The organism is Pseudomonas sp. PME37.24/006 (genome assembly GCF_055556635.1).
Map to the genome: position 1 here is coordinate 616,852 of NZ_JBVHNL010000004.1, position 21,202 is coordinate 638,053.

17 protein-coding genes are annotated in these 21,202 nt (G+C 62.8%); 7 read left to right on the forward strand and 10 right to left on the reverse strand.

Features of this window, described 5'->3' with window-relative positions:
- Nucleotides 1–31 precede the first annotated feature (31 nt).
- From ACZ3GY_RS18945 to ACZ3GY_RS18960, 4 genes are all read right to left on the reverse strand, one after another.
- The gene (locus tag ACZ3GY_RS18945; protein WP_465911572.1) at nucleotides 32–1,342 is read right to left on the reverse strand and encodes an ABC transporter substrate-binding protein; all 1,311 of its coding nucleotides are present in this window, start codon (nucleotides 1,340–1,342) and stop codon (nucleotides 32–34) included.
- A 224-nt stretch (nucleotides 1,343–1,566) separates the two neighbouring features.
- Complete coding sequence (locus ACZ3GY_RS18950) at nucleotides 1,567–2,472, reverse strand: helix-turn-helix domain-containing protein (RefSeq protein ID WP_465911573.1); 906 nt, start codon at nucleotides 2,470–2,472, stop codon at nucleotides 1,567–1,569.
- Between the two features lie 329 nt (nucleotides 2,473–2,801).
- Entirely contained in the window at nucleotides 2,802–3,527 is a 726-nt protein-coding gene (locus ACZ3GY_RS18955; protein WP_225837125.1) for a carbonic anhydrase, read from the reverse strand.
- Between the two features lie 305 nt (nucleotides 3,528–3,832).
- Nucleotides 3,833–4,894: a PA0069 family radical SAM protein gene (locus ACZ3GY_RS18960; protein WP_465911574.1), complete on the reverse strand. Its 1,062-nt coding sequence runs from the start codon at nucleotides 4,892–4,894 to the stop codon at nucleotides 3,833–3,835.
- Between the two features lie 181 nt (nucleotides 4,895–5,075).
- Here ACZ3GY_RS18960 and ACZ3GY_RS18965 point away from each other — a divergent pair, with 181 nt between their 5' ends.
- From ACZ3GY_RS18965 to ACZ3GY_RS18975, 3 genes are read left to right on the forward strand one after another with little or no spacing between them, the layout of a single operon-like run.
- Nucleotides 5,076–6,173, forward strand: a complete 1,098-nt coding sequence (locus ACZ3GY_RS18965; RefSeq protein WP_465911575.1) for an efflux RND transporter periplasmic adaptor subunit — start codon at nucleotides 5,076–5,078, stop codon at nucleotides 6,171–6,173.
- Entirely contained in the window at nucleotides 6,170–7,237 is a 1,068-nt protein-coding gene (locus ACZ3GY_RS18970) for an efflux RND transporter periplasmic adaptor subunit (RefSeq protein WP_465911576.1), read from the forward strand. Before ACZ3GY_RS18965 ends, ACZ3GY_RS18970 begins: the two co-directional genes overlap by 4 nt.
- Nucleotides 7,234–10,317 (forward strand): efflux RND transporter permease subunit, encoded by a 3,084-nt coding sequence (locus tag ACZ3GY_RS18975; protein ID WP_465911577.1) that lies wholly within the window; start codon nucleotides 7,234–7,236, stop codon nucleotides 10,315–10,317. The genes ACZ3GY_RS18970 and ACZ3GY_RS18975 overlap by 4 nt, the downstream gene beginning before the upstream one ends.
- Before the next feature lie 46 nt (nucleotides 10,318–10,363).
- On the opposite strand, the gene ACZ3GY_RS18980 is transcribed toward ACZ3GY_RS18975, so the two are convergent.
- Complete coding sequence (locus ACZ3GY_RS18980; protein WP_465911578.1) at nucleotides 10,364–10,771, reverse strand: DUF2388 domain-containing protein; 408 nt, start codon at nucleotides 10,769–10,771, stop codon at nucleotides 10,364–10,366.
- Nucleotides 10,768–11,769, reverse strand: a complete 1,002-nt coding sequence (locus ACZ3GY_RS18985; RefSeq protein ID WP_463562858.1) for a bile acid:sodium symporter family protein — start codon at nucleotides 11,767–11,769, stop codon at nucleotides 10,768–10,770. The genes ACZ3GY_RS18980 and ACZ3GY_RS18985 overlap by 4 nt, the downstream gene beginning before the upstream one ends.
- A 98-nt stretch (nucleotides 11,770–11,867) precedes the next feature.
- Between ACZ3GY_RS18985 and ACZ3GY_RS18990 the strand changes: the two genes are divergently transcribed.
- Entirely contained in the window at nucleotides 11,868–12,659 is a 792-nt protein-coding gene (locus ACZ3GY_RS18990; protein WP_465911579.1) for an AraC family transcriptional regulator, read from the forward strand.
- Between the two features lies 1 nt (nucleotide 12,660).
- On the opposite strand, the gene ACZ3GY_RS18995 is transcribed toward ACZ3GY_RS18990, so the two are convergent.
- From ACZ3GY_RS18995 to ACZ3GY_RS19010, 4 genes are all read right to left on the reverse strand, one after another.
- Entirely contained in the window at nucleotides 12,661–13,440 is a 780-nt protein-coding gene (locus ACZ3GY_RS18995; RefSeq protein ID WP_465911580.1) for a DUF1835 domain-containing protein, read from the reverse strand.
- A gap of 22 nt (nucleotides 13,441–13,462) precedes the next feature.
- On the reverse strand, nucleotides 13,463–14,536 hold the full coding sequence (locus ACZ3GY_RS19000) for a hypothetical protein (RefSeq protein ID WP_465911581.1): 1,074 nt from the start codon (nucleotides 14,534–14,536) through the stop codon (nucleotides 13,463–13,465).
- Between the two features lie 74 nt (nucleotides 14,537–14,610).
- Nucleotides 14,611–16,029: an FAD-binding oxidoreductase gene (locus tag ACZ3GY_RS19005; protein WP_465911582.1), complete on the reverse strand. Its 1,419-nt coding sequence runs from the start codon at nucleotides 16,027–16,029 to the stop codon at nucleotides 14,611–14,613.
- Nucleotides 16,030–16,055: 26 nt separating this feature from the next.
- Nucleotides 16,056–17,363: an MFS transporter gene (locus ACZ3GY_RS19010; RefSeq protein ID WP_465911583.1), complete on the reverse strand. Its 1,308-nt coding sequence runs from the start codon at nucleotides 17,361–17,363 to the stop codon at nucleotides 16,056–16,058.
- A gap of 712 nt (nucleotides 17,364–18,075) precedes the next feature.
- Here ACZ3GY_RS19010 and ACZ3GY_RS19015 point away from each other — a divergent pair.
- From ACZ3GY_RS19015 to ACZ3GY_RS19025, 3 genes are all read left to right on the forward strand, one after another.
- Entirely contained in the window at nucleotides 18,076–19,053 is a 978-nt protein-coding gene (locus ACZ3GY_RS19015; RefSeq protein WP_465911584.1) for a tripartite tricarboxylate transporter substrate binding protein, read from the forward strand.
- 62 nt (nucleotides 19,054–19,115) lie between these two features.
- Nucleotides 19,116–19,640 (forward strand): tripartite tricarboxylate transporter TctB family protein, encoded by a 525-nt coding sequence (locus ACZ3GY_RS19020; RefSeq protein WP_463562865.1) that lies wholly within the window; start codon nucleotides 19,116–19,118, stop codon nucleotides 19,638–19,640.
- A 9-nt stretch (nucleotides 19,641–19,649) separates the two neighbouring features.
- A complete protein-coding gene (locus tag ACZ3GY_RS19025; protein ID WP_463562866.1) occupies nucleotides 19,650–21,170 on the forward strand; it encodes a tripartite tricarboxylate transporter permease in 1,521 nt (506 codons plus the stop codon).
- The last annotated feature ends 32 nt before the right edge of the window (nucleotides 21,171–21,202 follow it).

Consider the following 21,202-nt stretch of genomic DNA (forward strand, 5'->3'; position numbering starts at 1 on the left):
CACGCAGAGCGTGGGAACGATCGCGGTTCCGCTACTTCGGATACCCGGCGCGCTTCATTTCCCGCTCGGTGCTCTGCTGTGCTGCCTGCAGGGCCTGATCAGGTTTCATCTGCCCGGTAAGCGCGGCGGCGAACAGCTTGCCGACACTGGTGCCGATGGCCTGGAACTCGGGAATGGTCACCAGTTGGATACCCACGTAAGGCACGGGCTTGGCACTGGGGTTGGCCGGGTCGGCCTTCTTCAGCGAGTCGAGGGTGACCTTGGCGAACGGCGCCGCCTTCATGTAGGCATCGCTGTAGGTCGAAGCGCGGGTACCTGGCGGCACGTTGGCTACGCCATCCTTCTCGGCGACCAGCTGGCCGTAGGCCTTGGAGGTGGCCCAGGCGCTGAAGGTCTTGGCGGCTTCCTTGGACTTGGAGCTAGTGGGGATCGCCAGCGCCCACGAGTACAGCCAGGAGGCGCCCTTGTCGGTGACCTGGGTCGGCGCGAAGGTAAAGCCCACCGAATCGGCGACCTTGCTTTGCGACTTGTCGGTGACGAACGAGCCGGCCACGCTGGCATCGACCCACATCGCGCACTTGCCGCTGTTGAACAGCGCCAGGTTCTCGTTGAAACCGTTGCTCGACGCGCCCGGCGGGCCGTACTTGTTCATGGTGTCGACGTAGAAATTCAGCGCGTTCTTCCACTCGCTGCCGGTGAATTCAGGCTTCCACTGCTCATCGAACCAGCGCGCGCCGTAGGCATTGGCCACGGTGGTGATCAGCGCCATGTTCTCGCCCCAGCCGGCCTTGCCGCGCAGGCAGATACCGTACTGGCCCTTGTCGGGCTGGTGCAGTTTGCTGGCGAATTCGGCCATCTGATCCCAGGTCGGCTGTTCGGGCATCTTCAACCCGGCCTGCTCGAACAGATCCTTGCGGTAGTAGGTGATGGATGCTTCGGCGTAGAACGGCAGGGCGTAGAGCTGACCCTTGGCCGAGAGGCCTTCACGCACGGAGGGGAATACGTCCTCGAGGGCGTAGTCGGCGGGCAGATCGGTCATCGGCTCCAGCCAGCCCTTCTCGCCCCACAGCGCCGCTTCGTACATGCCGATGGTCAGCACGTCGAACTGGCCACCCTGGGTGGCGATGTCGGTGGTCAGGCGCTGACGCAGCACGTTCTCTTCGAGCACCACCCACTTGAGCTTGATGTCGGGGTTCTGTTCTTCGAAGGTTTTCGCCAGGCGCTGCATGCGAATCATGTCGCTGTTGTTGACCGTGGCGATGGTCACGGTCTCGGCGGCCTGCGCGCCAACGGTGAGCGACAGGCATGAAGCGGCTACCAATACTTTGATCGTGTGGTTCATGGTCTTGAACTCCTCTCCCTGGCTGCTTGAGCCTCGGGAGACATTATTGTTTTTGTGGGCCGACCCGGATTACACCCCTACGACCGAGCGCGGACAACGCCTCGACTGCACTGCAACCGATACTTTTTTGCACTCACCAGGTAACGGGCAGCAGTCATCAAATGAAGCAGAAAGGCTCAAACGCGAGCCTTTCGACATCTTTCCGGTGAATGAGAGCGACAGAATCAGTACAGGTTTTGCTCGGTAACCCGCTGCGTACCCAGCCTGCGATAGCCGCTGGGTGTCATGCCCTTGAGTTGCTGGAAGCGCCGGTTGAAGTTGGAAATATTGTTGAAGCCCGACTCGAAACACACCTGGGTCACCGGCTTGTCGCTCTGGGTCAGCAGCTCGCAGGACTTGCTCACCCGCATGCGATTGACGAATTCGACGAAGCCACGCCCGGTGGCCTGCTTGAAGAAACGCGAGAAATAGGTGGGCGTCATGCCCAGGTACTCGGCCACTTCTTCCTGGGTCAGTTCCTGGGCGTAGTGCTGGAAGATGTAATCCACCGCGCGGTTGATACGTTCGACGTGGTGCTCGTCAGCCAGCTGCGCAGCGGTTCTGTCCGATAGCAACTGGTAGTCGTCGCAGGCGGCGAGCAGCTCCATGAGAATGAAGAAATTGCCCAGCCGGGTCATGCCTTGGGAATCGGCGATACGCTGCAGCAGCTGGCGTGCCTCGGCGATAGTGCGCTCGCAGCGGAACTCGATGCCATAATGGGCACGGCTGAGCAGCGGCTGCAGATCCTTGAGTTCGGCGAATACCGCAGTGCCACTTTCCAGCACCTCGTCGGTGAAGTTGACCAGCATGTCGCGCTCGGCCACCGCCTCGCCGGCACTCATCTGGCTGATCCAGTTGTGCGGCAGGTTGGGACCGGTAAGAAACAGGGTATCGGGGGAGAAATTGCCGATGTAGTCGCCGATGAACACCTTGCCGGAACTGGCAACGATCAGGTGCAGCTCGTATTCCTTGTGGAAATGCCAACGCACCAGCGGGCTGGGGAAGCCGTGCTGGCGATAGATCAACGAATGACCTTCGTGGTCATCCATCAACTCATACGACGGGTCGAGCGTTCTTTGCATTCGGGACATGGCTCGGCAGCCTGCTCTTGTTCTTGTCGAAACAGTTATCGACTAGAGACCCTAGCACAGACCGATGGGTTCGCTGACTGACCTCGCGTCGCGAACCCGGTCACAGCCTGAGCCCTTGAAACCGGGGTCAGGTGTGCGGGCACGATCAAGGCGTAAGCGGACGGCCGCGATCTCGTGGGAGGGGCCGGGCGGCGATCCGCTTTAGCCGCGAGCTCTTTACGCCTAGCTAGGCAAAATCGAGGCTAAAGCCTCTCCCACAAAAGCTCTGCTCACCGTCCGCTATCGCCTTATTGCAGCCCCACTACGCAACCCTCAACGGGCAGACAAGCTCAACCCTGTGGATAACGAGCACGCGGCGTCGCCATCGGCAGCGGACCGTCGCCAATCTGGCGGAACTCGCCGGTTTCGGAGTCGTAAGCCTTGATCTGGCAGCTTTCGATGTCGTACACCCAGCCGTGGATGAACAGCTGCCCGGCGGCGAGGCGCGAGGCTACCGAGGGGTGGGTACGCAAGTGGTCGAGCTGGGCGACCACGTTCTCTTCGGTGAGCACGCCGAGGGTGGTGTGATCGGCACAACCGCAGTTGTCGGCGACGACCGTCTTGGCGACTTCGGCGTGGCGCAGCCAGGCTTTTACCGTGGGCATGCGCTCCAGGGTAGCCGGGTCGAGCACCGCTTTCATCGCGCCGCAGTCGGAGTGACCGCAGACGATGATGTGCTGAACGCCCAATGCCGCCACGGCGTATTCGATGGCGGTGGAAACGCCACCGTTCATCTGCCCGTAGGGCGGCACCACGTTACCGACGTTGCGAGTCACGAACAGATCGCCCGGCTCGCTCTGGGTGATCAGCTCGGGAACGATGCGCGAATCGGCGCAGGTGATGAACATGGCGCGCGGCGACTGAGCGTGGGCCAGCTTCTTGAACAGCGCCTGCTGCTGCGGGAAAACATCCTGGCGAAAGCGCAAGAAGCCATCGACCAGATGATCCAGCGCTTCGGCGGCGGAAGCGGCGTTTTTCTCGGATTTGCCATCGGCAGAACGACGATTACCAGGCATAGCGTTACCTCGTTTACGGATGGGGGCGAAGCCTATGACAGTGCACAAGCTTCCCAGTCGGCAGGGTTGTCGACAAGTGGTCGAAGGCTTGGACTGTGCCAGGATGATTCAAGGCACGTCTGGGTGACAAATCTCCGCCCGGCGGGTGAGTGCAAGCATCCCTTCAGCCAGTTTTTGTCCACAAACCTTGTCCTGGGTATCGCTTCGCTCAACGCCAGGCTACGCAGCGCCAGCCGCCAGCCGCCAAACCCGTAGCCCGGGTCGAGCGCAGCGACACCCGGGAATTCCAGCAACGACGAAGGTCGTCAGAACAGCCCCATCTGCTGTCCGGGTGGTGCAAACAGCGAGCAGTCCAGAACCGCTCGCTTCGTACCGTCGTACCCATAACGTCGGCGGGCCAGTCGAAAGCGCTGGGCCAACAGTTCGGCAAAGTGGCCTTCACCCTTCATCCGCGCGCCAAAGCGACTGTCGTAATTTTGCCCACCGCGGGACTGGCGGATAAGGCTCATCACGTGCTCGGCCCGCTCGGGAAAATGGCTCTGTAGCCACTCCTCGAACAGCCCGGCGATCTCCAGCGGTAAACGCAGCAACACGTAGCCGGCCGAGCTCGCCCCCGCCTCACGCCCGGCCTCGAGCAGGCGCTCCAGCTCCATGTCATTGATCATCGGAATCATCGGCGCCGCCATCAGGCCCACCGGCACGCCGTGCTCGTGCAGGGTACGCATGGCCCGCAGGCGCGCCTTCGGCGTCGCGGTACGCGGCTCCATGATGCGCTTGAGCTCGTCGTCCAGGGTGGTGACGCTGAAGGCCACGCTGACCAGATTGAGGCTGGCCAGCTCCTCGAGCAGATCGAGGTCGCGAAGAATCAGCGCGCTCTTGGTGATGATGCTGACCGGATGGCGATAGCGCAGAAGAATCTCCAGGGCCTGGCGCGTCAACTGGTGCTCACGCTCGATCGGCTGATAGCCATCGGTGTTGATGCCCAGCGCGATGGGCTTCGGCACGTAACCGGGCTTGCTCAGTTGTTCTTCGAGACGCTCGGCGAGGTTGGTCTTGGCGATCAGCTTGGTCTCGAAATCGATGCCTGGCGACAGATCCCAATACGCGTGGCTGGGCCTAGCGAAACAATAGATACAGCCATGCTCGCAGCCTCGATAGGGATTCACCGAACGGTCGAAGCCAACATCCGGCGAGCTGTTGCGGCTGATCACCGTCTTCGCCAACTCCTGACGGACTTCAGTGACGAAGGTCAACGGCGTCTGTTCCTGATACCAACCATCGTCCTCGGCCTCACTGCTGGTGGGCGCAAAGCGGTTGTTAGGCTTGCTGGCGGTGCCGCGCCCGCGCGGGGCTGAAGTCGGGTTCATGGTGCAGGCTCGATAACTGTATATAAACACAGTATTCGTTTTGACTGCCTCTGCACAAGCCACCTTCGTCGGCGCGCTCGTGCCGAAACGGGTGCAGACCCTATGAGGTTGCCTGAACCGTTCGTCGCCTGCCGCGGTCGCATCTGCACACACCTTCGCTTCCTGCCGTGCCGGAGCCTCCATGCCGCCCGTATCGATCTTCGCCTCGCCTCGCATCGCCGCGGCCTCGCTGGCTTTCGCGCTGCTGGCTGGCTGTGCCGATGAGGCACCACCTGAGCCGCAGCATCCACGGGTCAAGGTGGCGACCGTGAGCCAGATCGACTACGCGGCCGATGCCACGCTGACCGGCGATATCCAGGCACGGGTGCAGACCGACCTGTCGTTCCGTATCGGCGGCAAGATCACCGAGCGCCTGGTCGATGTCGGTGACAGCGTGCAGGCCGGCCAGGTGCTGGCACGCCTCGACCCGCAGGATCAACGCAACGCGGTGCGCTCCGCCGAGGCCGCCGCCGAAGCCGCACGGGCTCAGGTGAAACTGAGCGCCGCCAACCTCTGGCGCCAGCAGCAACTGCTGCCCAAGGGCTACACCAGTCGCAGCGAATACGACAGCGCCCTGGCCAGCGACCGTAGCGCACGCAACAGCCTGGCCGCAGCCGAAGCACAGCTGGCCGATGCCCGCGAACAAAGTGGTTACACCGAACTGCGCACAGAGAGCGACGGGGTGATCACCGCCCGCCAGGCCGAAGTCGGCCAGGTCGTGCAGGCAGCTACGCCAATCTTCGGCCTGGCCCGTGAAGGTGAACGCGACGCGGTGTTCAACGTTTTTGAAGCGCTGCTGGTCGAGCCTGGCCAGGCACTGCGCGTCAGCCTGCTGGACAACCCGGATGTCAGCGCCGAAGGCAAGGTTCGCGAGGTCAACCCTCAGGTCTCGGCGCAGAGCGGCACGGTGCAGGTCAAAGTCGGCCTGGAGCAGGTACCGGCAGCGATGACCCTGGGGGCGACGGTCAGTGCGCATGTGCGCAACCCGGCCAGTCACAGCGTCGAGCTACCCTGGTCGGCACTCACCAAGGCCGAGCACGAGCCGGCAGTGTGGCGGCTGGGGGATGACAATACCGCGCAGTTGCATCCCGTGCAGGTCGGCCGCTACCTGACCGACAAGGTGATCATCCGCGGCGGCCTGCAAGATGGCGATCGCGTGGTGGTCGCCGGCGGTCAACTGCTGCATCCGGGCCAGAAAGTGGAAATCGCCGAAGCGCGCGAGCAGAAGGATCAGCCATGAAGCGCTCTATAGGTATCGCCCTGCTCACCGCACTGCTCCTGGCAGGCTGCGCAGAGGAAGAGAAGCCCGAGCCGATCCGCCCGGTGCTGTACACCGAGGTGCAACAGCAGAACCAGCAGGTTCTTGGCCGCTTCGCCGGCACCATCGAGGCTCGGGTGCAGAGCACCCTGGGCTTCCGGGTTGGCGGTCGCGTCGCCCAGCGCCTGGTGGATGCCGGTGCCGAAGTGAAGGCCGGAACAATCCTGGCCACCCTCGACCCCACCGATCAACAGAATGCCCTGCGCGCCAGCGAAGGTGACCAGGCACGTAGCGAGGCGCAGTGGATCAACGCCCAGGCCAATGCGCGGCGCCAGCAGGAACTGTTCGACCGAGGGGTCGGCGCCAAGGCCGTGCTGGAGCAGGCGCAGACCGAACTGAGCAGCGCGCGCAGCAGCCGCGACCAGGCCGCAGCCGCCACCCGCCAGGCCCGCGACCGACTCGCCTACGGCAGCCTGAGCAGCGAATTCGACGCGGTGGTGACGGCCTGGCACGTGGAGGCTGGCCAGGTGGTCGGTGCCGGGCAGGAAGTGGTGACGCTGGCTCGTCCCGACGTCAAGGAAGCGGTTTTCGACCTGCCCGTGGAGCTGGCTGATGCCCTCGACGACCAAGTGCAGTTCAATATCGCCTCCCAGCTCGACCCGAGCATTGCCACCCGCGGCCAACTGCGCGAGCTGGGCCCCCGCGCCGACGCCGCGACCCGTACCCGGCGCGCCCGCCTGAGCCTGGAAGACACCCCACCCGGCCTGCGCCTGGGCACCGCGGTGGCCGTCAGCCTGACCCGCGAACAGAAACCGCGCAGCCTGCTGCCAGCCAGCGCCCTGCAGGAAGTCGACGGCCAGAGCCGCGTGTGGGTCATCGATACGGCAGCGAAAACCGTGCACCCGCGCGCCGTGCAGGTAGTCGGCCGCGAGGGAGAACAGATCAGCGTCGAGGGCCTGGCGCCTGGCGACAAAGTAGTCAGCGCCGGCTTGAGCGAGCTCAAGGACGGCCAGGCAGTACGCATCGATGAGGGCGTGGCACCATGAACCAGCAGGCGCCGCGCAAGAACGGCTTCAACCTCTCCGACTGGGCGCTGCGGCATCAGTCGTTCGTCTGGTACCTGATGTTCGTGTCCCTGCTCATGGGGGTGATCTCCTACATGAACCTGGGTCGCGAGGAAGACCCCTCCTTCACCATCAAGACCATGGTCATCCAGACCCGCTGGCCGGGCGCCACGGTGGACGAAACCCTCACCCAGGTCACCGACCGCATCGAGAAGAAGCTCGAGGAACTGGACTCTCTGGACTACGTGAAGAGCTACACGCGGCCCGGTGAATCGACCGTCATGGTGTTCCTGCGCGACACCACCAAGGCCGGCGACATCGACGGCATCTGGTACCAGGTGCGCAAGAAGATCGACGACATTCGCGGCGAGTTCCCCCAGGGCCTGCAGGGCCCGTCGTTCAACGACGAATTCGGCGACGTGTTCGGCTCCATCTATGCCTTCACCGGCGATGGCCTGAGCATGCGTGCCCTGCGCGACTACGTCGAACGGGTGCGCGCCGAGATCCGCAGCGTGCCCGACCTCGGCAAGGTGCAGATGGTCGGCCAGCAAAACGAAGTGTTCTACCTCAATTTCTCGACCCGCAAACTGGCTGCCCTGGGCATCGATCAGAGCCAGGTGATCCAGAGCCTGCAGGCACAGAACGCGGTAACGCCCTCCGGGGTGATCGAGGCCGGTCCGGAGCGCATTTCCGTACGCACCAGCGGCCAGTTCGCCTCGGAAGCCGACCTGCGCAACGTCAACCTGCGCCTGGATGACCGCTTCTATCGGCTGACCGATATCGCCGAGATCAGCCGCGACTACGTCGACCCGCCGCAATCGTTGTTCCGCTTCGACGGCAAGCCGGCCATCGGCCTGGCCATCGCCATGCGCGACGGCGGCAATATCCAGACCTTCGGCAAGGCCCTGCACGCGAAAATGGATGAGCTGACCGCCGACCTGCCGGTGGGCGTTGGCGTGCATGTGGTGTCCGACCAGGCCGAAGTGGTGGAGGAAGCCGTCAGCGGCTTCACCCGCGCCCTGTTCGAAGCGGTGCTGATCGTCATGCTGGTGAGCTTCGTCAGCCTCGGCATTCGCGCCGGCCTGGTGGTCGCCTGCTCGATCCCGCTGGTGCTGGCCATGGTCTTCATGTTCATGGAATACAGCGGCATCACCATGCAGCGGATTTCCCTGGGGGCGCTGATCATCGCCCTCGGGTTGATGGTCGATGACGCCATGATCACCGTGGAAGTGATGGTCACCCGCCTGGAAAAGGGCGACTCACTTCACGACGCCGGCACCTTCGCCTACACCTCCACGGCGTTTCCGATGCTCACCGGTACCCTGGTGACGGTGGCCGGCTTCGTGCCCATCGGCCTCAACGCCAGCTCCGCCGGCGAGTACACCTTCACCCTGTTCGCGGTGATCGCCGTGGCGCTGTCGCTGTCCTGGCTGGTGGCGGTGGTGTTCGCCCCGGTGATCGCCGTGCACATCCTGCCCAAACGCATGAAGGCCAAGGAAAGCGGCCCGGGACGCATCGCCCGCACCTTCGACAAGGGCCTGCTGCTGGCCATGCGGCACCGTTGGTGGACGATCGGCCTGACTATAGCGATGTTCGCCGCCTCCCTGGCAGGCATGACCCTGGTGCAGAGCCAGTTCTTCCCCGCGTCGGATCGCCCGGAGATTCTCGTCGACCTGAATCTGCCGCAGAACGCCTCGATCAACGAAACCCGCGCCCAGGTCGACCGCCTCGAAGCCAGCCTCAAGGACGACCCGGACATCGCTCGCTGGAGCACCTACATCGGCCAGGGCGCGCTGCGCTTCTACCTGCCGCTGGATCAGCAACTGCAGAATCCGTTCTACGCCCAACTCGTGATCGTCAGCCAGGACATCGACGCCCGTGATCGGCTGGTCGGCAAACTGAAGAAACGCCTGCGCGAGGACTTCGTCGGCATCGGCAGCTTCGTCCAGCCACTGGAGATGGGCCCACCGGTGGGTCGGCCGATCCAGTACCGGATCAGCGGGGCGGATGTCGACCAGGTGCGCAAGCACGCCCTGGAACTGGCGGCGCTGCTGGACAAAAATCCGGACATCGGCGAAATGGTCTACGACTGGAACGAGCCGGGCAAGGTGCTGCGCATCGACATCGCCCAGGACAAGGCGCGCCAGTTCGGGCTGTCCTCGGAAGATGTCGCCAACCTGCTGAACAGCATCGTCAGCGGCACCACGGTCACCCAGGTCAAGGACGACATCTACCTGATCGACGTGATCGGCCGGGCCGAAGACAGCGAACGCAGTTCGCCGCAGACCCTGGAAAACCTGCAGATAGTCACCCCAAGCGGCGTGGCCATTCCGCTGCGCGCGTTCGCCACCGTGGGCTACGAGCTGGAGCAGCCGCTGGTATGGCGCCGCGACCGCAAGCCGACCATCACCCTCAAGGCCGCCGTGGTCAGCGAGATCCAGCCGACCGATCTGGTCGCCGATCTGGCGCCGGATATCCAGAAATTCTCGGACGAGTTACCCACTGGCTACAGCGTCGCCACCGGCGGCACGGTGGAAGAAAGCGGCAAGGCCCAGGGCCCCATCGCCAGCGTGCTGCCACTGATGCTGTTCCTGATGGCCACTTTCCTGATGATCCAGCTGCACAGCGTGGCGAAGACCTTCCTGGTATTCAGCGTGGCGCCCCTGGGGCTGATCGGCGTGGTGCTGGCGCTGGTGCCCACCGGCACGCCCATGGGCTTCGTGGCGATCCTCGGCATTCTCGCGCTGATCGGCATCATCATCCGTAACTCGGTGATTTTGGTGACCCAGATCGACGAGTTCGAGCGAGCCGGCGACTCGCCGTGGCAGGCCGTGATCGACGCCACCCAGCACCGCCGCCGGCCGATTCTACTCACCGCCGCCGCCGCCAGCCTGGGCATGATTCCCATCGCCCGCGAGGTGTTCTGGGGGCCGATGGCCTACGCCATGATCGGCGGCATCTTCAGCGCCACACTACTGACCCTGCTGTTCCTGCCGGCCCTGTATGTGGCGTGGTACCGCATCCGCGAGGATGACCCACAGGATCAACCGAACAAAGACTAACGGCGACGCGCCTACCCAGCAGGGTAGGCGCAGATCGTGAAAGTACTCAGAAACTGCCGTTTGATTGGTAGGCCAGCAGTGCTTCTGCCAGTTGCAGATCGCTGTAATGGGCATACGCCGTGCGCTGCAGCAGCACCTCAAGCGCCGCCTCCAGCATCACGCCCCGAATCTGCCCGTGGCTACCGACAAAGGCCGCTGCATCGTCTCGAGCCAGCTTCAGCTTCTGGTCGATGCTGCTGCTTTCTTCGGATGCCGCCTCGGTCATTTCAGTGCCATCACCGGGTAATGTGGTGGTGATGAATGGTGCCACCGTCAACACCATACCGTAGTAACTGCTGGCGCCCACTGGCTGATCGGCGAACTCCGGCGTCACCCTGACCCAGGCATGAGCCGGCAGGGCCGGCAGCAAAGCGATCAACAGCAGTGAAGCCTTGAGCAGCCTGCAACGGCTCAATTCACGGCCACCTTGTTTTCGCTCGGCACAGCCGGGTCGAGCCGCTTGGCATAGCGCTGGGCCAGCACCGCGCAGACCATCAGCTGAATCTGATGGAACAGCATCATTGGCAGAATCATCAGGCCAATGCTGCTGCCGGCGAACAGCACCTGGGCCATGGGTACGCCGGTGGCCAGACTCTTTTTCGACCCGCAGAATAGGATGGTGATGCGGTCTTCCATATTGAAGCCGCACCACTTGCCGAGCAGCGCGGTGATACCCAACGCGAGAGCGAGCAGCAGACAGCAGGCGAACACCAGGGCCGCCAGAGTTGGCCAGGACACCTGATTCCACAGCCCTTCGACCACTGCCGCACTGAAAGCGGTGTAGACCACCAGCAGGATCGAGCTCTGATCGACATACTTGAGCCAGTTCTTGTTGCGGCCGACCCAGGCACCGATCCAGCGGCGGGCGATCTGGCCAAGGATGAAAGGCACCAGCAGTTGCAGGGTGATCTTGCCGATGGCATCGAGTAGCGAACCGCCGCTGCCGTGCACGTCCATCAGCAGTGCCACCAGCAACGGCGTGAGGAAAATGCCGAACAAGCTGGAGGCGGCCGCGCTGCAGATCGCTGCAGGAATGTTGCCGCGCGCCAGCGAAGTGAACGCGATGGCCGACTGCACAGTGGCCGGCAGGGCGCACAGGTAGAGCATGCCCAGGTACAGCTCGGTGCCGATCATCGGCGACAGCAGCGGCTTGAGTGCCAGACCCAGCAACGGAAACAGGATGAAAGTGCAACTGAACACCAGCAGGTGCAGGCGCCAGTGGCCGGCCCCGGCGACGATGGCTTCACGCGACAGCTTGGCACCGTGCATGAAGAACAACAGGGCGATGGCCAGATTGGTGATCCAGCCGAAGGCCACGGCAGCGTTGCCGCTAACGGGCAGGAAGGTGGCGAGGGCGACCACCGCGATAAGGGTCAGCGTAAAATTATCGGGCAGCAGACGGGAGCGGGCCATGGGCAGAATTCCGAGCGGACGAAGGCAAGCAGTTGCCATAGAAAGGCGCCCACTCTACTCTGAGCTGCAATTGCCGACTAACGCCATAAAGCCAGATCATGTCGCCTAACGGACAAAACTCGATTGCCGAGCGCAGCGTGCCGCAGCTTGAATGCCTGCCGCGGCCGCTCTATGCGCGCAACGAGTCGCTACGCCAGCAGACCGGTACGCCTCGACATAGTCACGCCTGGGTACAACTGACCTATGCCATCCAGGGCGTGCTGCATGTGCGCACCGCAGTCGGCAGCTTCGTGGCGCCGCCGCAGCGGGCCATCTGGATTCCCGCAGGGCTGGAACATGAAGTGCTGAGTTCGCCCAACACCGAAATGCGCAGCCTCTACCTGGACGACAGCTCAATCGACCCACTGCCCGGCAGTTGCCGTGTACTTGGCGTAGACGCACTGACCCGCGAGCTGATCCGCAGCTTCTGTGAACTGCCGGTCGAATACGACGAGGCGGGGCCGGACGGTCGCCTTGCCCAGGTACTACTCGACCGCTTGCGCACGGCGCCCGAAGTGCACCTGTCGTTACCGCTGCCGAGCGACCCGCGCCTGCAAACGTTGTGCGAACGCCTGCAGAAAAGACCGGACGACGACCAAACGCTGGCAGCCTGGGGCGAAAGCCTCGGCGTTTCGGAAAAGACCTTGAGCCGCCTGTTCCTGCGCGACACCGGGCTGACCTTCCGCGCATGGCGCCAACGCCTGCGCCTGCTCGGCGCCCTGACGCCGCTGGAACAAGGTCAGCGCGTCACCGACGTGGCCCTGCTCTGCGGCTACGACTCTACCTCGGCCTTTATCGCCGCATTCCGCCAGCAGTTCGGCGCCACGCCGGGGGAGTTCTTTCGCGGCTGAATTAGCAGCCGCGACGCACTTGCAACGATGAATAGCCATGCTCGCCCAGCTCGCCGCTGAGCACCAGCTGGCCTGCTGCGGCCAGTTCGCGGGCGCGCCAGAACAGGAAGTAATCGCTGGCGAAGAAGCCGTCGGTACGCGCCATCACGTCAGCCATGACGCGGGCCAGCGGCTTGGGCTCGGGGCCGGCGTGGCGCAGCAGAGCAGCGTCGATGAGCTGATAGTCCTCTGCGGTGAAAACGCCTGTCTGCCAACGATGAACGTGACCGCCATCGGCCAGCACGGCGCGCCACTGTGCGGCCAGCGCTGCACGACGCGCTGGCTCGACCGGGCGAGGCTTGGCCAGGGCGAATAGCGCCTGCGGTGCGTGCATGGCAACCGCCTTGCGGCTCTGCACCCAGCTGTTACCGGTGCCGCAAGACACCTCAAGCAACAGCACATCACTGCCCTCCAGCGCATGTGCCACCCGCGCCAGCAGCAGTTGCTCGCTGGCACTGTCGCCGTGCCAGACGGTGACAGGGCGCGCCTGCTGTGCAAGGTCAGTGATCCACTGCGCATCGGCGGGTAGCCCGGCAGCGAAATCTGGAGCTGGCGTTACGCCCTCGGGCCACACTGCGCTCCAGAACGCTACGCGGGCCTCACAGGGCGGCGCGTCGACATCGCCCAGCGGGCCGACCGCAAGGTCGTCACGCAGTACCCGCAACCCGTCATCGGCAGCCTGCTGTCCGATCACATGGCTTACGCCTTCTACGGCGTTATCGCCACATACCAGATGCCACATAGGTGCTCCTTATCGACCGAGGTCACGGGGTGAGCTGGACATCCAGCGCTGACTTGTCGCCCTGCTGCCAGGTGCCTTTCAGGCTGCCATCGGCCTGGAACTCGAGTTCGAAGCGGGCCGGCGGCTCGCTGCTTTCGTGGAGGGTGACGAAGTCCTGCTGATGCTCGCCACCGAGATTGATGTACTTGGCGTGTCTATCGTAGAAGTAGCTGGCGGACAGGCTGTGGTCGGCATACAGCTGCTCGATCACCAGGGTGACCGGATAGCGCCCGACGGTACCGTGGTAAACGCCTTGCGCCGTGCTGTTGACCGGCAGCGCACAATCACCCCGTTTTTCCAGCAACAGGCAGCGTCCGTAAGAACTGAGATCGCCGCTCAGGGCTTGGTAGCTGAAACTGTTGGAAAACTCGCCGAGGTCGTCAAGGGCACGGCTGGCGTGGTTGGCGCAGCCCTCGCCAATCAGAGCCAGGCTATCGGTGCCCAGCTGCACACGGTCATAGTCGAGGCTGATGTCGCGGCGCGTATCCAGGCAGTAGGCATACATGTTGCGCTGCCCTTCGAGCCACTGCTCGTCGTCACTCAAGTTATCGGGGTCAGCGGGTTTACTCGGCGGTAGCGCCTTGAGGAAGTCCTCCAGGCGCTTGACCCTCAAGCTCTGCACTTCGCCTTGCAGACGCAACAGCCCCTCCGGTGTCAGCAGTTGCGGCAAACCGATGGGGCGACCGCTGGCCAGATCGAAGTTGTAACTGCGCGAACTCTGACTGGTATAGGCGCCCGTGGACTCACCCTCGATGTTCAGGGACAGATAACCCGGCCCCTCACCAAGAACCTGATAATCGAGGCTGTTCACGCCCCAGATCTCACCGTCTTTAGGCTGCACGTTCTCGAATGGCGATTTGGCGAAACGCCCGGGAAGCGCCTGCAGCTCGAGGGTATGCAGAAAGGTGTTGATGCGTCCGATGGCGGGGCTAGCGCCAACCAGCAGCGGGAAGCGATAGGTCTCCCAGTCGCTGCGCTTGGCCGTGAGGTCGTCGATACGCACATCGGCCAGCGCAGGTACAGCGATGGCAAGCAGAGGCAACAGCAGGTAGCGCACGAGAAACGGCCTTATTCATGTCTCAGGAGGCTGGCGAGTATCCGCCAGCACATACCCGAATTCCACATGAAGATTCAGAGCAGCTTGCCCGGGTTCATCAGCCCTGCGGGATCCAGCGCCTGCTTGATGCTGCGCATCAGTTCCAACTCCAGCGGATGCTTGTAATGGCGCGCAGCCTCGCGCTTGGCCTGGCCCAGACCATGCTCGGCACTGATGCTGCCGGCAAAATCGCGGGTCACTCCGTAGATGACATGCATGATCGCCTCGGCCTGGGCTTTGAAAGGCGCATCTTCGCTGCCCGGCGGCTTGCTGATGTTGTAGTGCAGGTTGCCGTCCCCCACGTGACCGTAGGCAACGATGCGCACGCCCGCAAACGACTCCTGCAGCTGGCGGTCGGCGGCTTCGATAAAGGCAGGGATGCTGCTGACCGGCACGCTGATGTCGTGCTTGAGGCTTGGCCCTTCATGGTTCTGCGCCTCTGAAATTCCCTCGCGGATCGCCCACAGGGCCGCGACTTGCGCCTCGCTGCTGGCGACCACCGCATCGAGCGCTTCCCCGTGCTCGAAGGCATCGCCCAGGCCGCTCTCCAGCATCTCGGCCAGCGGTGCATCGACCAGCGTGTCGCTCAGCTCGATCAGCACATACCAGGGATGAACCTCGGCGAACGGATCGTTGCAGCCAGCCACATGCCGCAGGACGAACTCCACGCTCTGCCGCGACATCAGCTCGAAACCGGTCAGGCGATCACCGCACAGGGCGCGCATGCGCCCGATCAGATCGACCGCCGCCTGCGGGCTCGGCAGTGCGACCCAGGCGGTGGTACAACTGCGCACCGCGGGGTACAGCTTGAGCACGGCCGCTGTGATGATGCCCAGGGTGCCTTCGGAACCGATAAACAGGTGCTTGAGGTCATAGCCGGTGTTGTCCTTGCGTAGGCCGCGCAGGCCATCCCAGATGCGCCCGTCGGGCAGCACCACTTCGAGGCCCAGGGTCAGGTCGCGCATGTTGCCGTAGCGCAGTACAGCGGTACCGCCAGCATTGGTGGCCAGGTTGCCGCCCACCGTACAACTACCCTCCGCGCCCAGCGAGAGCGGGAATAGGCGCCCCTCTTCGGCAGCAGCCTCCTGCAAACGCTGGAGAATCACTCCGGCTTCGACAGTGATGGTCTCGTTGGCGGGGTCGACGTTACGGATGCGCGTCATCCGGGTCAGCGACAGCACCACCTGGTTACCCGAGTCGTCAGGAATGGAGCCGCCACAGAGACCGGTGTTACCGCCCTGGGGCACCAGTGCCACACCCGCTTCGCTGCACAGCCGCACCACAGCGGCGACTTCCTCGGTACACGCCGGGCGTACCACCAGCGCGGCCTGGCCCTGATAGGCATTGCGCCAGTCGCTCAGGTAGCTGCGCATGCGTTCGCTGTCGCGGATCAGGCCGGCTTCGCCGACCACCTGCTCCAGTGCTAGCAGAAAGTGCTGATCAAGACCGCTCATGGGTATCTCCTCTTCAATCGGCTGCTTTAATCTTTCAATTCGATACGCTGGATACGGCCGACCACGAACAGATAGCAGAGCGCCGCCAGCAGCGAGTTGGCGGCAACGTAAGCCAGGCCGAGATCGAACGAACCGGTGCGATTGACCAGGTACCCGACGACGATCGGGGTGGTGATCGCTGCCAGGTTGCCAAAGGTGTTGAACAGCCCGCCCGACAGGCCGACGATCTGCCGCGGTGACGTATCGGCAACCAGCGTCCAACCCAACGTGCCGAACCCCTTGCCGAAGAAGGCCAGTGCCATCAACGCCAGCACCGCAACGTCGCTGTCGGCAAAAACGCATAGGCCGATGGAGGACGACAACGCCATACCTGTGACAATCGGCAGCTTGCGCGCGAGGGTGAGGGAGTGCCCGCGACGCACCAGCCCGTCCGAGAGCATACCGCCGCTCAGGCTGCCGACGAAGCCACTGATGGCCGGCAACGCCGCGGCGAAGCCAGCGCCGATCAGTGTCATGCCACGCTCTTGCACCAGATACACCGGAAACCAGGTGAGCAGGAAATAGGTGGTCGCGTTGCTCAGATATTGACCAGCGTAGACCCCAAGCAGTGTGCGCTGGCCGAGCAATTGCCACAGGTAGCCACGCTGCTGGCGCTTGCCAGCCCCCGCTGGCGGCGCCAGGTCGATCAACCCGCCACCCTTCTCGATATGGGTGAATTCTGCCACGCCGATGCGCGGATGCAGCCGTGGGCTGTGGATCGCCCGCCCCCACAGGAACGTGAGCAGAAAACCGAAGCAGCCGAGGACGATGAATACCTGTTGCCAGCCAAGCGTCTGCACCACCCAACCCATCAGTGGGGCAAACAGCGCCGTGGAGCAATACTGCGCCGAACCTGAAACGGCGGTAGCAGTCGCTCGTTCGGTGGTCGGGAACCAGGCAGCGATGATTCGCGCATTGCCGGGGAAACAGGGCGCCGCAGCCAGGCCGACCGCCACGCGAAGGAGAAACAGCGACGCCACCGTCCACGCAACCGGGAGAAAGCCCACGAAACCTTGCACGAAGGTCAGCACCGACCAGCTGAACAAGGCGATGGCGTATACACGCTTGACGTCAAAGCGGTCAAACAGCCAGCCACCGGGAATCTGCGCCACCACATAGGCCCAGCCGAACGCCGAGAAAATGTAGCCGAGGGTCACCGCATCGATGCCCAGATCGGCCTGCAACGCCGCGCCGGCAATCGACATGCTTGAGCGGTCAGCAAAGGTTACTGCAGTGACAAGAAACAGCATCGCCACGATGCTGAAGCGCACCCGCCCGGGTTTACTGGCAGTCATGGCAAATCCTTGCAGGGCAACGTGACACTGGAAACCAGCGTTGAGGTCAGCTTCAAAGCAGGTAGCAACAGCAGATGGAGGAGATAATGCTCATGAGAAAGCCTTGGTCTTATTGTGCTTATTCTTGTGTTGAAACTGCCTGCGCACAGGCCAAGTCAGCCCCGAGCATAACGGTTATGGGAAAACTTTTGTCATACGTTATCGTACAACGGCATGGAAATCCGTTCGAACATCCTTGAAAGTATTGAGCTAAAGCGCCTGCGCCTGCCTTTGTCGGCTGATGTAATCGGGCCACCCGCGCTCAGGGTTTCGTTGACAGCGCTCTGCCGTCTTGGTACTAATTTGCCAAGTCATACGACAACATATGACATTCCAATAACAATACCGAGGTTCAGGTCATGCCCAAGACCTTACCCATGCAACGCGTTCAGCACGCTCTGCCCCGCTTTTCGGGCTTCGGCACCGCTAGCCTGGCGCGCTCCGCCACCTGTTCGCTCGCTTTATGCCTCTGAGCCTCCTGACGCCCAGCATCACCTGCTGGCCAGAAGGTCATGCGCCTGCCTGCGCGTCTATTCTTGATTATCCACTCGGCAACCTTGCTAGCCATGCGCCGCGCACGCAGGGTTGCCGAGCTGCAGCACCCTTCATAAAACTTACAAGACTCGGTTGCCTCGGTTAAGCCGAGCGACTTCTACACCCCACGGAGCCTCCAATGAAAAAAATATTCCGCGCCTCCCTCCTCTCTGCCATGGTCGGCATGGGTGCCATCAGCGCCCACTCCGTCGCTATCGCTGATGACGTCAAATGGCCGACTCGGCCGGTTCAGGTCGTCGTGATTGCCAACCCCGGCGGCGACACTGACTTCAACGCCCGCATGATGGCCAAGTACTTCAACGAGATCACCGGCAAGACCATGGTCGTGACCAACGTCGCCGGTGGTGGTGGCACCCTGGCCGCCGAACAGGTGAAGGGCGCTGCGGCGGATGGCAACACCATCCTCTTCACCCACCCGGGCCAGATGATCGTCAACGAAGTCGGTGGTCTGACTGAAGACAGCTACGAAACCTTCGATATTTCCTGCATCGCTGGCGTGGACAAGAGCGCGGTATTCGTCGCCTCCAAGCAGTCCGGCGTAACCAGCATGAAAGACCTGATCGAGAAGTCCAAAGCCAACCCGGGCAGCCTCACCTATGGCACCGAGATGGGTAACTTCTCCCACGTTCAAGGCCTGCAGCTGGAAAAACTCAGCGGCGCGAAACTGAAAATGGTTGATGGCGGCACCGTATCCGACCGCGTGGTCGGCATGCTTGGTGGTCGTCTGGATCTCGGCGCGATGAGCTACGGCGCCGTACAGGACTACGTCAGCGGAGGCCAGATGGTCGCCCTGGGCCAGCCCAACGCCGAGCGTAACCCGCTGATCCCGGACGTGCCGACCCTCAAGGAACAGGGCCTGGACATCACCCTGGACAAGCCGTACATCGTCGCTTTCCCGAAAGGCACCGACCCGGCCATCGTCAAGAAAATGGCCGATATCATGAAGCAGATCACCGAGAAGCCCGCCTACGCCGAGGATCTGAAGAAATTCAAGCAACCGGTTGCCTACTTCAATACTGAAGACTCGAAAGCAATCCTGGCCAAGACCCGCGAAGATTTCATGCAGTTCAAGGATGCTCTGCGCCAAGGCAAGTGAGTCATGACACAGCGCCGGCCGGATGAGAGCCGGCGCTGTGCTTTCGTTCTTCGAGGTTTCAAATGCGTACCACCCCGAATAAAAAAGAGCTGATCATCGGCCTCGCCATGATCGGCTCCAGCCTCGCCTACCTGGTGATGGCCTACCAACTCCCTGGCCACGACGGCGTAGACGCGGGCACTGTTCCGGCGTTGCTGTCGGGCTTGCTGATACTGCTGGGTGCGATGCAGATACTCAGTGCTTTCGCCCGCAAGCCGGCTGCCGCCGAAGCGGCAGCGCCGAGCACCGGAGACCTGCCCGACATGCCCGCTGAAGAAGCGGCACCGGACGTCATCGAACCCCGCACCGTGATCCTGACCCTCGCCCTGATCCTCGGCTACATGGCGTTGTTGGGCCCGGTGGGTTTCCCGATCATGACCGTGGTTTATCTGTACCTGCAGTTCCTCGTCCTGACGCCGGTCACCCAGAAAGCCAAGCACCTGAGCTATCTCCTGATCTCGGTGATCAGCTCAGCCGTCATCTTCCTGCTGTTCCGCGAGGCCTTCGACCTGATGTTGCCCGCTGGCCTGCTGAACAATTTCATCTGAGGATCGACCATGCTCGACTTACTGCAGCAAGGCTTCGGTGCCGTTTTCTCGATCAACATATTGCTGCTGATGGCCATCGGCGTGGCCGTCGGTATCGTCTTCGGCGCGGTGCCGGGCCTATCCGCCACCATGGCCGTAGCGCTTTGCCTTCCACTGACCTTTACCATGGGCCCGCAAGCTGGCCTGTCTCTGCTGGTCGCACTGTTCATCGGTGCCACCTCGGGGGGGTTGATCTCAGCGATTTTGCTGAAAATTCCCGGAACACCCTCATCGATCGCCACGGTGTTCGACGGTGGCCCGTTGATGGAGCAGGGCCATGGCGCCAAGGCGCTGGGCATCGGCATCGTGTTCTCCTTTCTGGGTACGCTGTTCAGCATCGCCGCGCTGATGTTCATCGCCCCGCAATTGGCCAAGGTCGCCCTGAGCTTCGGCCCGCATGAATATTTCGCCATCGCCATCTTCTCTCTGACCCTGATCGCCACGCTGTCCGCTGGCTCCATGGTCAAAGGGCTGTTCGCCGGTGCACTGGGTTTTGCCGTGTCGACAGTGGGCATCGCGCCGGTAGAAGCGATTCGTCGTTTCACCTTCGGCGTCAGCGAGCTGAATGGCGGTTTCTCCATGCTCACGGTGATGATCGGCATGTTCGCGGTGGCCGAAATCATCAAGCTCGCCGAAACCGGCCGCCATGCGGTGCAAGGCAAGGCCAAGTCGGTCAGCATGAAGAACATCAAGGGCTTCGGCTTCTCGTTCAAGGAGTTCCGCGAACAGCTGCCGAACGCTGGCCGCTCTGGCCTGATCGGCCTGGGTATCGGCATTCTGCCGGGCATCGGCGCTGGCACCTCGAACCTGGTGGCTTACATCATCGCCAAGAAACGCGCCAAAGACGGCCACACCTACGGCAAGGGCAACATCGGCGGCGTGGTCGCCAGTGAAACCGCCAACAACGCTGGTATCGGTGGCGCAATGATGCCGCTGATGACCCTGGGCATTCCGGGCGACACCGTCACCGCGATCATGCTCGGCGGCTTCCTGATCCACGGCATCCAGCCCGGCCCGCTGCTGTTCATCAGCCAGGGCCCGCTGGTGTACACCATCTTCGCCGCGCTGATCGTCGCCACCTTCATGATGTTGTTCATGGAGTTCTACGGCCTGCGTCTGTTCATCAAGCTGCTTGACGTGCCCAAGCACATTCTCCTGCCGATCATCCTGGTGCTCTGCGTAGTAGGTGCCTTCGGTCTGTCCAGCCGCCTGTTCGACGTCTGGTCGATTCTGCTGTTCGGTGTGCTCGGCTATGGCTTCGTCAAAGCCGGTATGCCGGCGGCGCCATTCATCATCGGCTTCATCCTCGGGCCGATGGCCGAGACCAACCTGCGACGTGGCCTGATGTTGTCGGACGGCAACTTCATGGACTTCTTCACCAACCCCATCTCCGGCTCTTTCCTGGCCATCGCCTTGGTGTTCATCCTCTGGCAGGTGTACAGCGCAATGCGCCCGAAACAGAGCGCGATCAACGAGATTCTGCGTACCTGATCGCACAACCTGTAAACAAAAACGCCGCTCTA

What these genes read in the sequence shown, in the direction of transcription:
- ACZ3GY_RS18945 (WP_465911572.1), bottom strand. Translation starts at nt 1,342, where the DNA reads ATGAACCACACGATCAAAGTATTGGTAGCCGCTTCATGCCTGTCGCTC.
- ACZ3GY_RS18950 (WP_465911573.1), bottom strand. Translation starts at nt 2,472, where the DNA reads ATGTCCCGAATGCAAAGAACGCTCGACCCGTCGTATGAGTTGATGGAT.
- ACZ3GY_RS18955 (WP_225837125.1), bottom strand. Translation starts at nt 3,527, where the DNA reads ATGCCTGGTAATCGTCGTTCTGCCGATGGCAAATCCGAGAAAAACGCC.
- ACZ3GY_RS18960 (WP_465911574.1), bottom strand. Translation starts at nt 4,894, where the DNA reads ATGAACCCGACTTCAGCCCCGCGCGGGCGCGGCACCGCCAGCAAGCCT.
- ACZ3GY_RS18965 (WP_465911575.1), top strand. Translation starts at nt 5,076, where the DNA reads ATGCCGCCCGTATCGATCTTCGCCTCGCCTCGCATCGCCGCGGCCTCG.
- ACZ3GY_RS18970 (WP_465911576.1), top strand. Translation starts at nt 6,170, where the DNA reads ATGAAGCGCTCTATAGGTATCGCCCTGCTCACCGCACTGCTCCTGGCA.
- ACZ3GY_RS18975 (WP_465911577.1), top strand. Translation starts at nt 7,234, where the DNA reads ATGAACCAGCAGGCGCCGCGCAAGAACGGCTTCAACCTCTCCGACTGG.
- ACZ3GY_RS18985 (WP_463562858.1), bottom strand. Translation starts at nt 11,769, where the DNA reads ATGGCCCGCTCCCGTCTGCTGCCCGATAATTTTACGCTGACCCTTATC.
- ACZ3GY_RS18990 (WP_465911579.1), top strand. Translation starts at nt 11,868, where the DNA reads ATGTCGCCTAACGGACAAAACTCGATTGCCGAGCGCAGCGTGCCGCAG.
- ACZ3GY_RS18995 (WP_465911580.1), bottom strand. Translation starts at nt 13,440, where the DNA reads ATGTGGCATCTGGTATGTGGCGATAACGCCGTAGAAGGCGTAAGCCAT.
- ACZ3GY_RS19005 (WP_465911582.1), bottom strand. Translation starts at nt 16,029, where the DNA reads ATGAGCGGTCTTGATCAGCACTTTCTGCTAGCACTGGAGCAGGTGGTC.
- ACZ3GY_RS19010 (WP_465911583.1), bottom strand. Translation starts at nt 17,363, where the DNA reads ATGACTGCCAGTAAACCCGGGCGGGTGCGCTTCAGCATCGTGGCGATG.
- ACZ3GY_RS19015 (WP_465911584.1), top strand. Translation starts at nt 18,076, where the DNA reads ATGAAAAAAATATTCCGCGCCTCCCTCCTCTCTGCCATGGTCGGCATG.
- ACZ3GY_RS19020 (WP_463562865.1), top strand. Translation starts at nt 19,116, where the DNA reads ATGCGTACCACCCCGAATAAAAAAGAGCTGATCATCGGCCTCGCCATG.
- ACZ3GY_RS19025 (WP_463562866.1), top strand. Translation starts at nt 19,650, where the DNA reads ATGCTCGACTTACTGCAGCAAGGCTTCGGTGCCGTTTTCTCGATCAAC.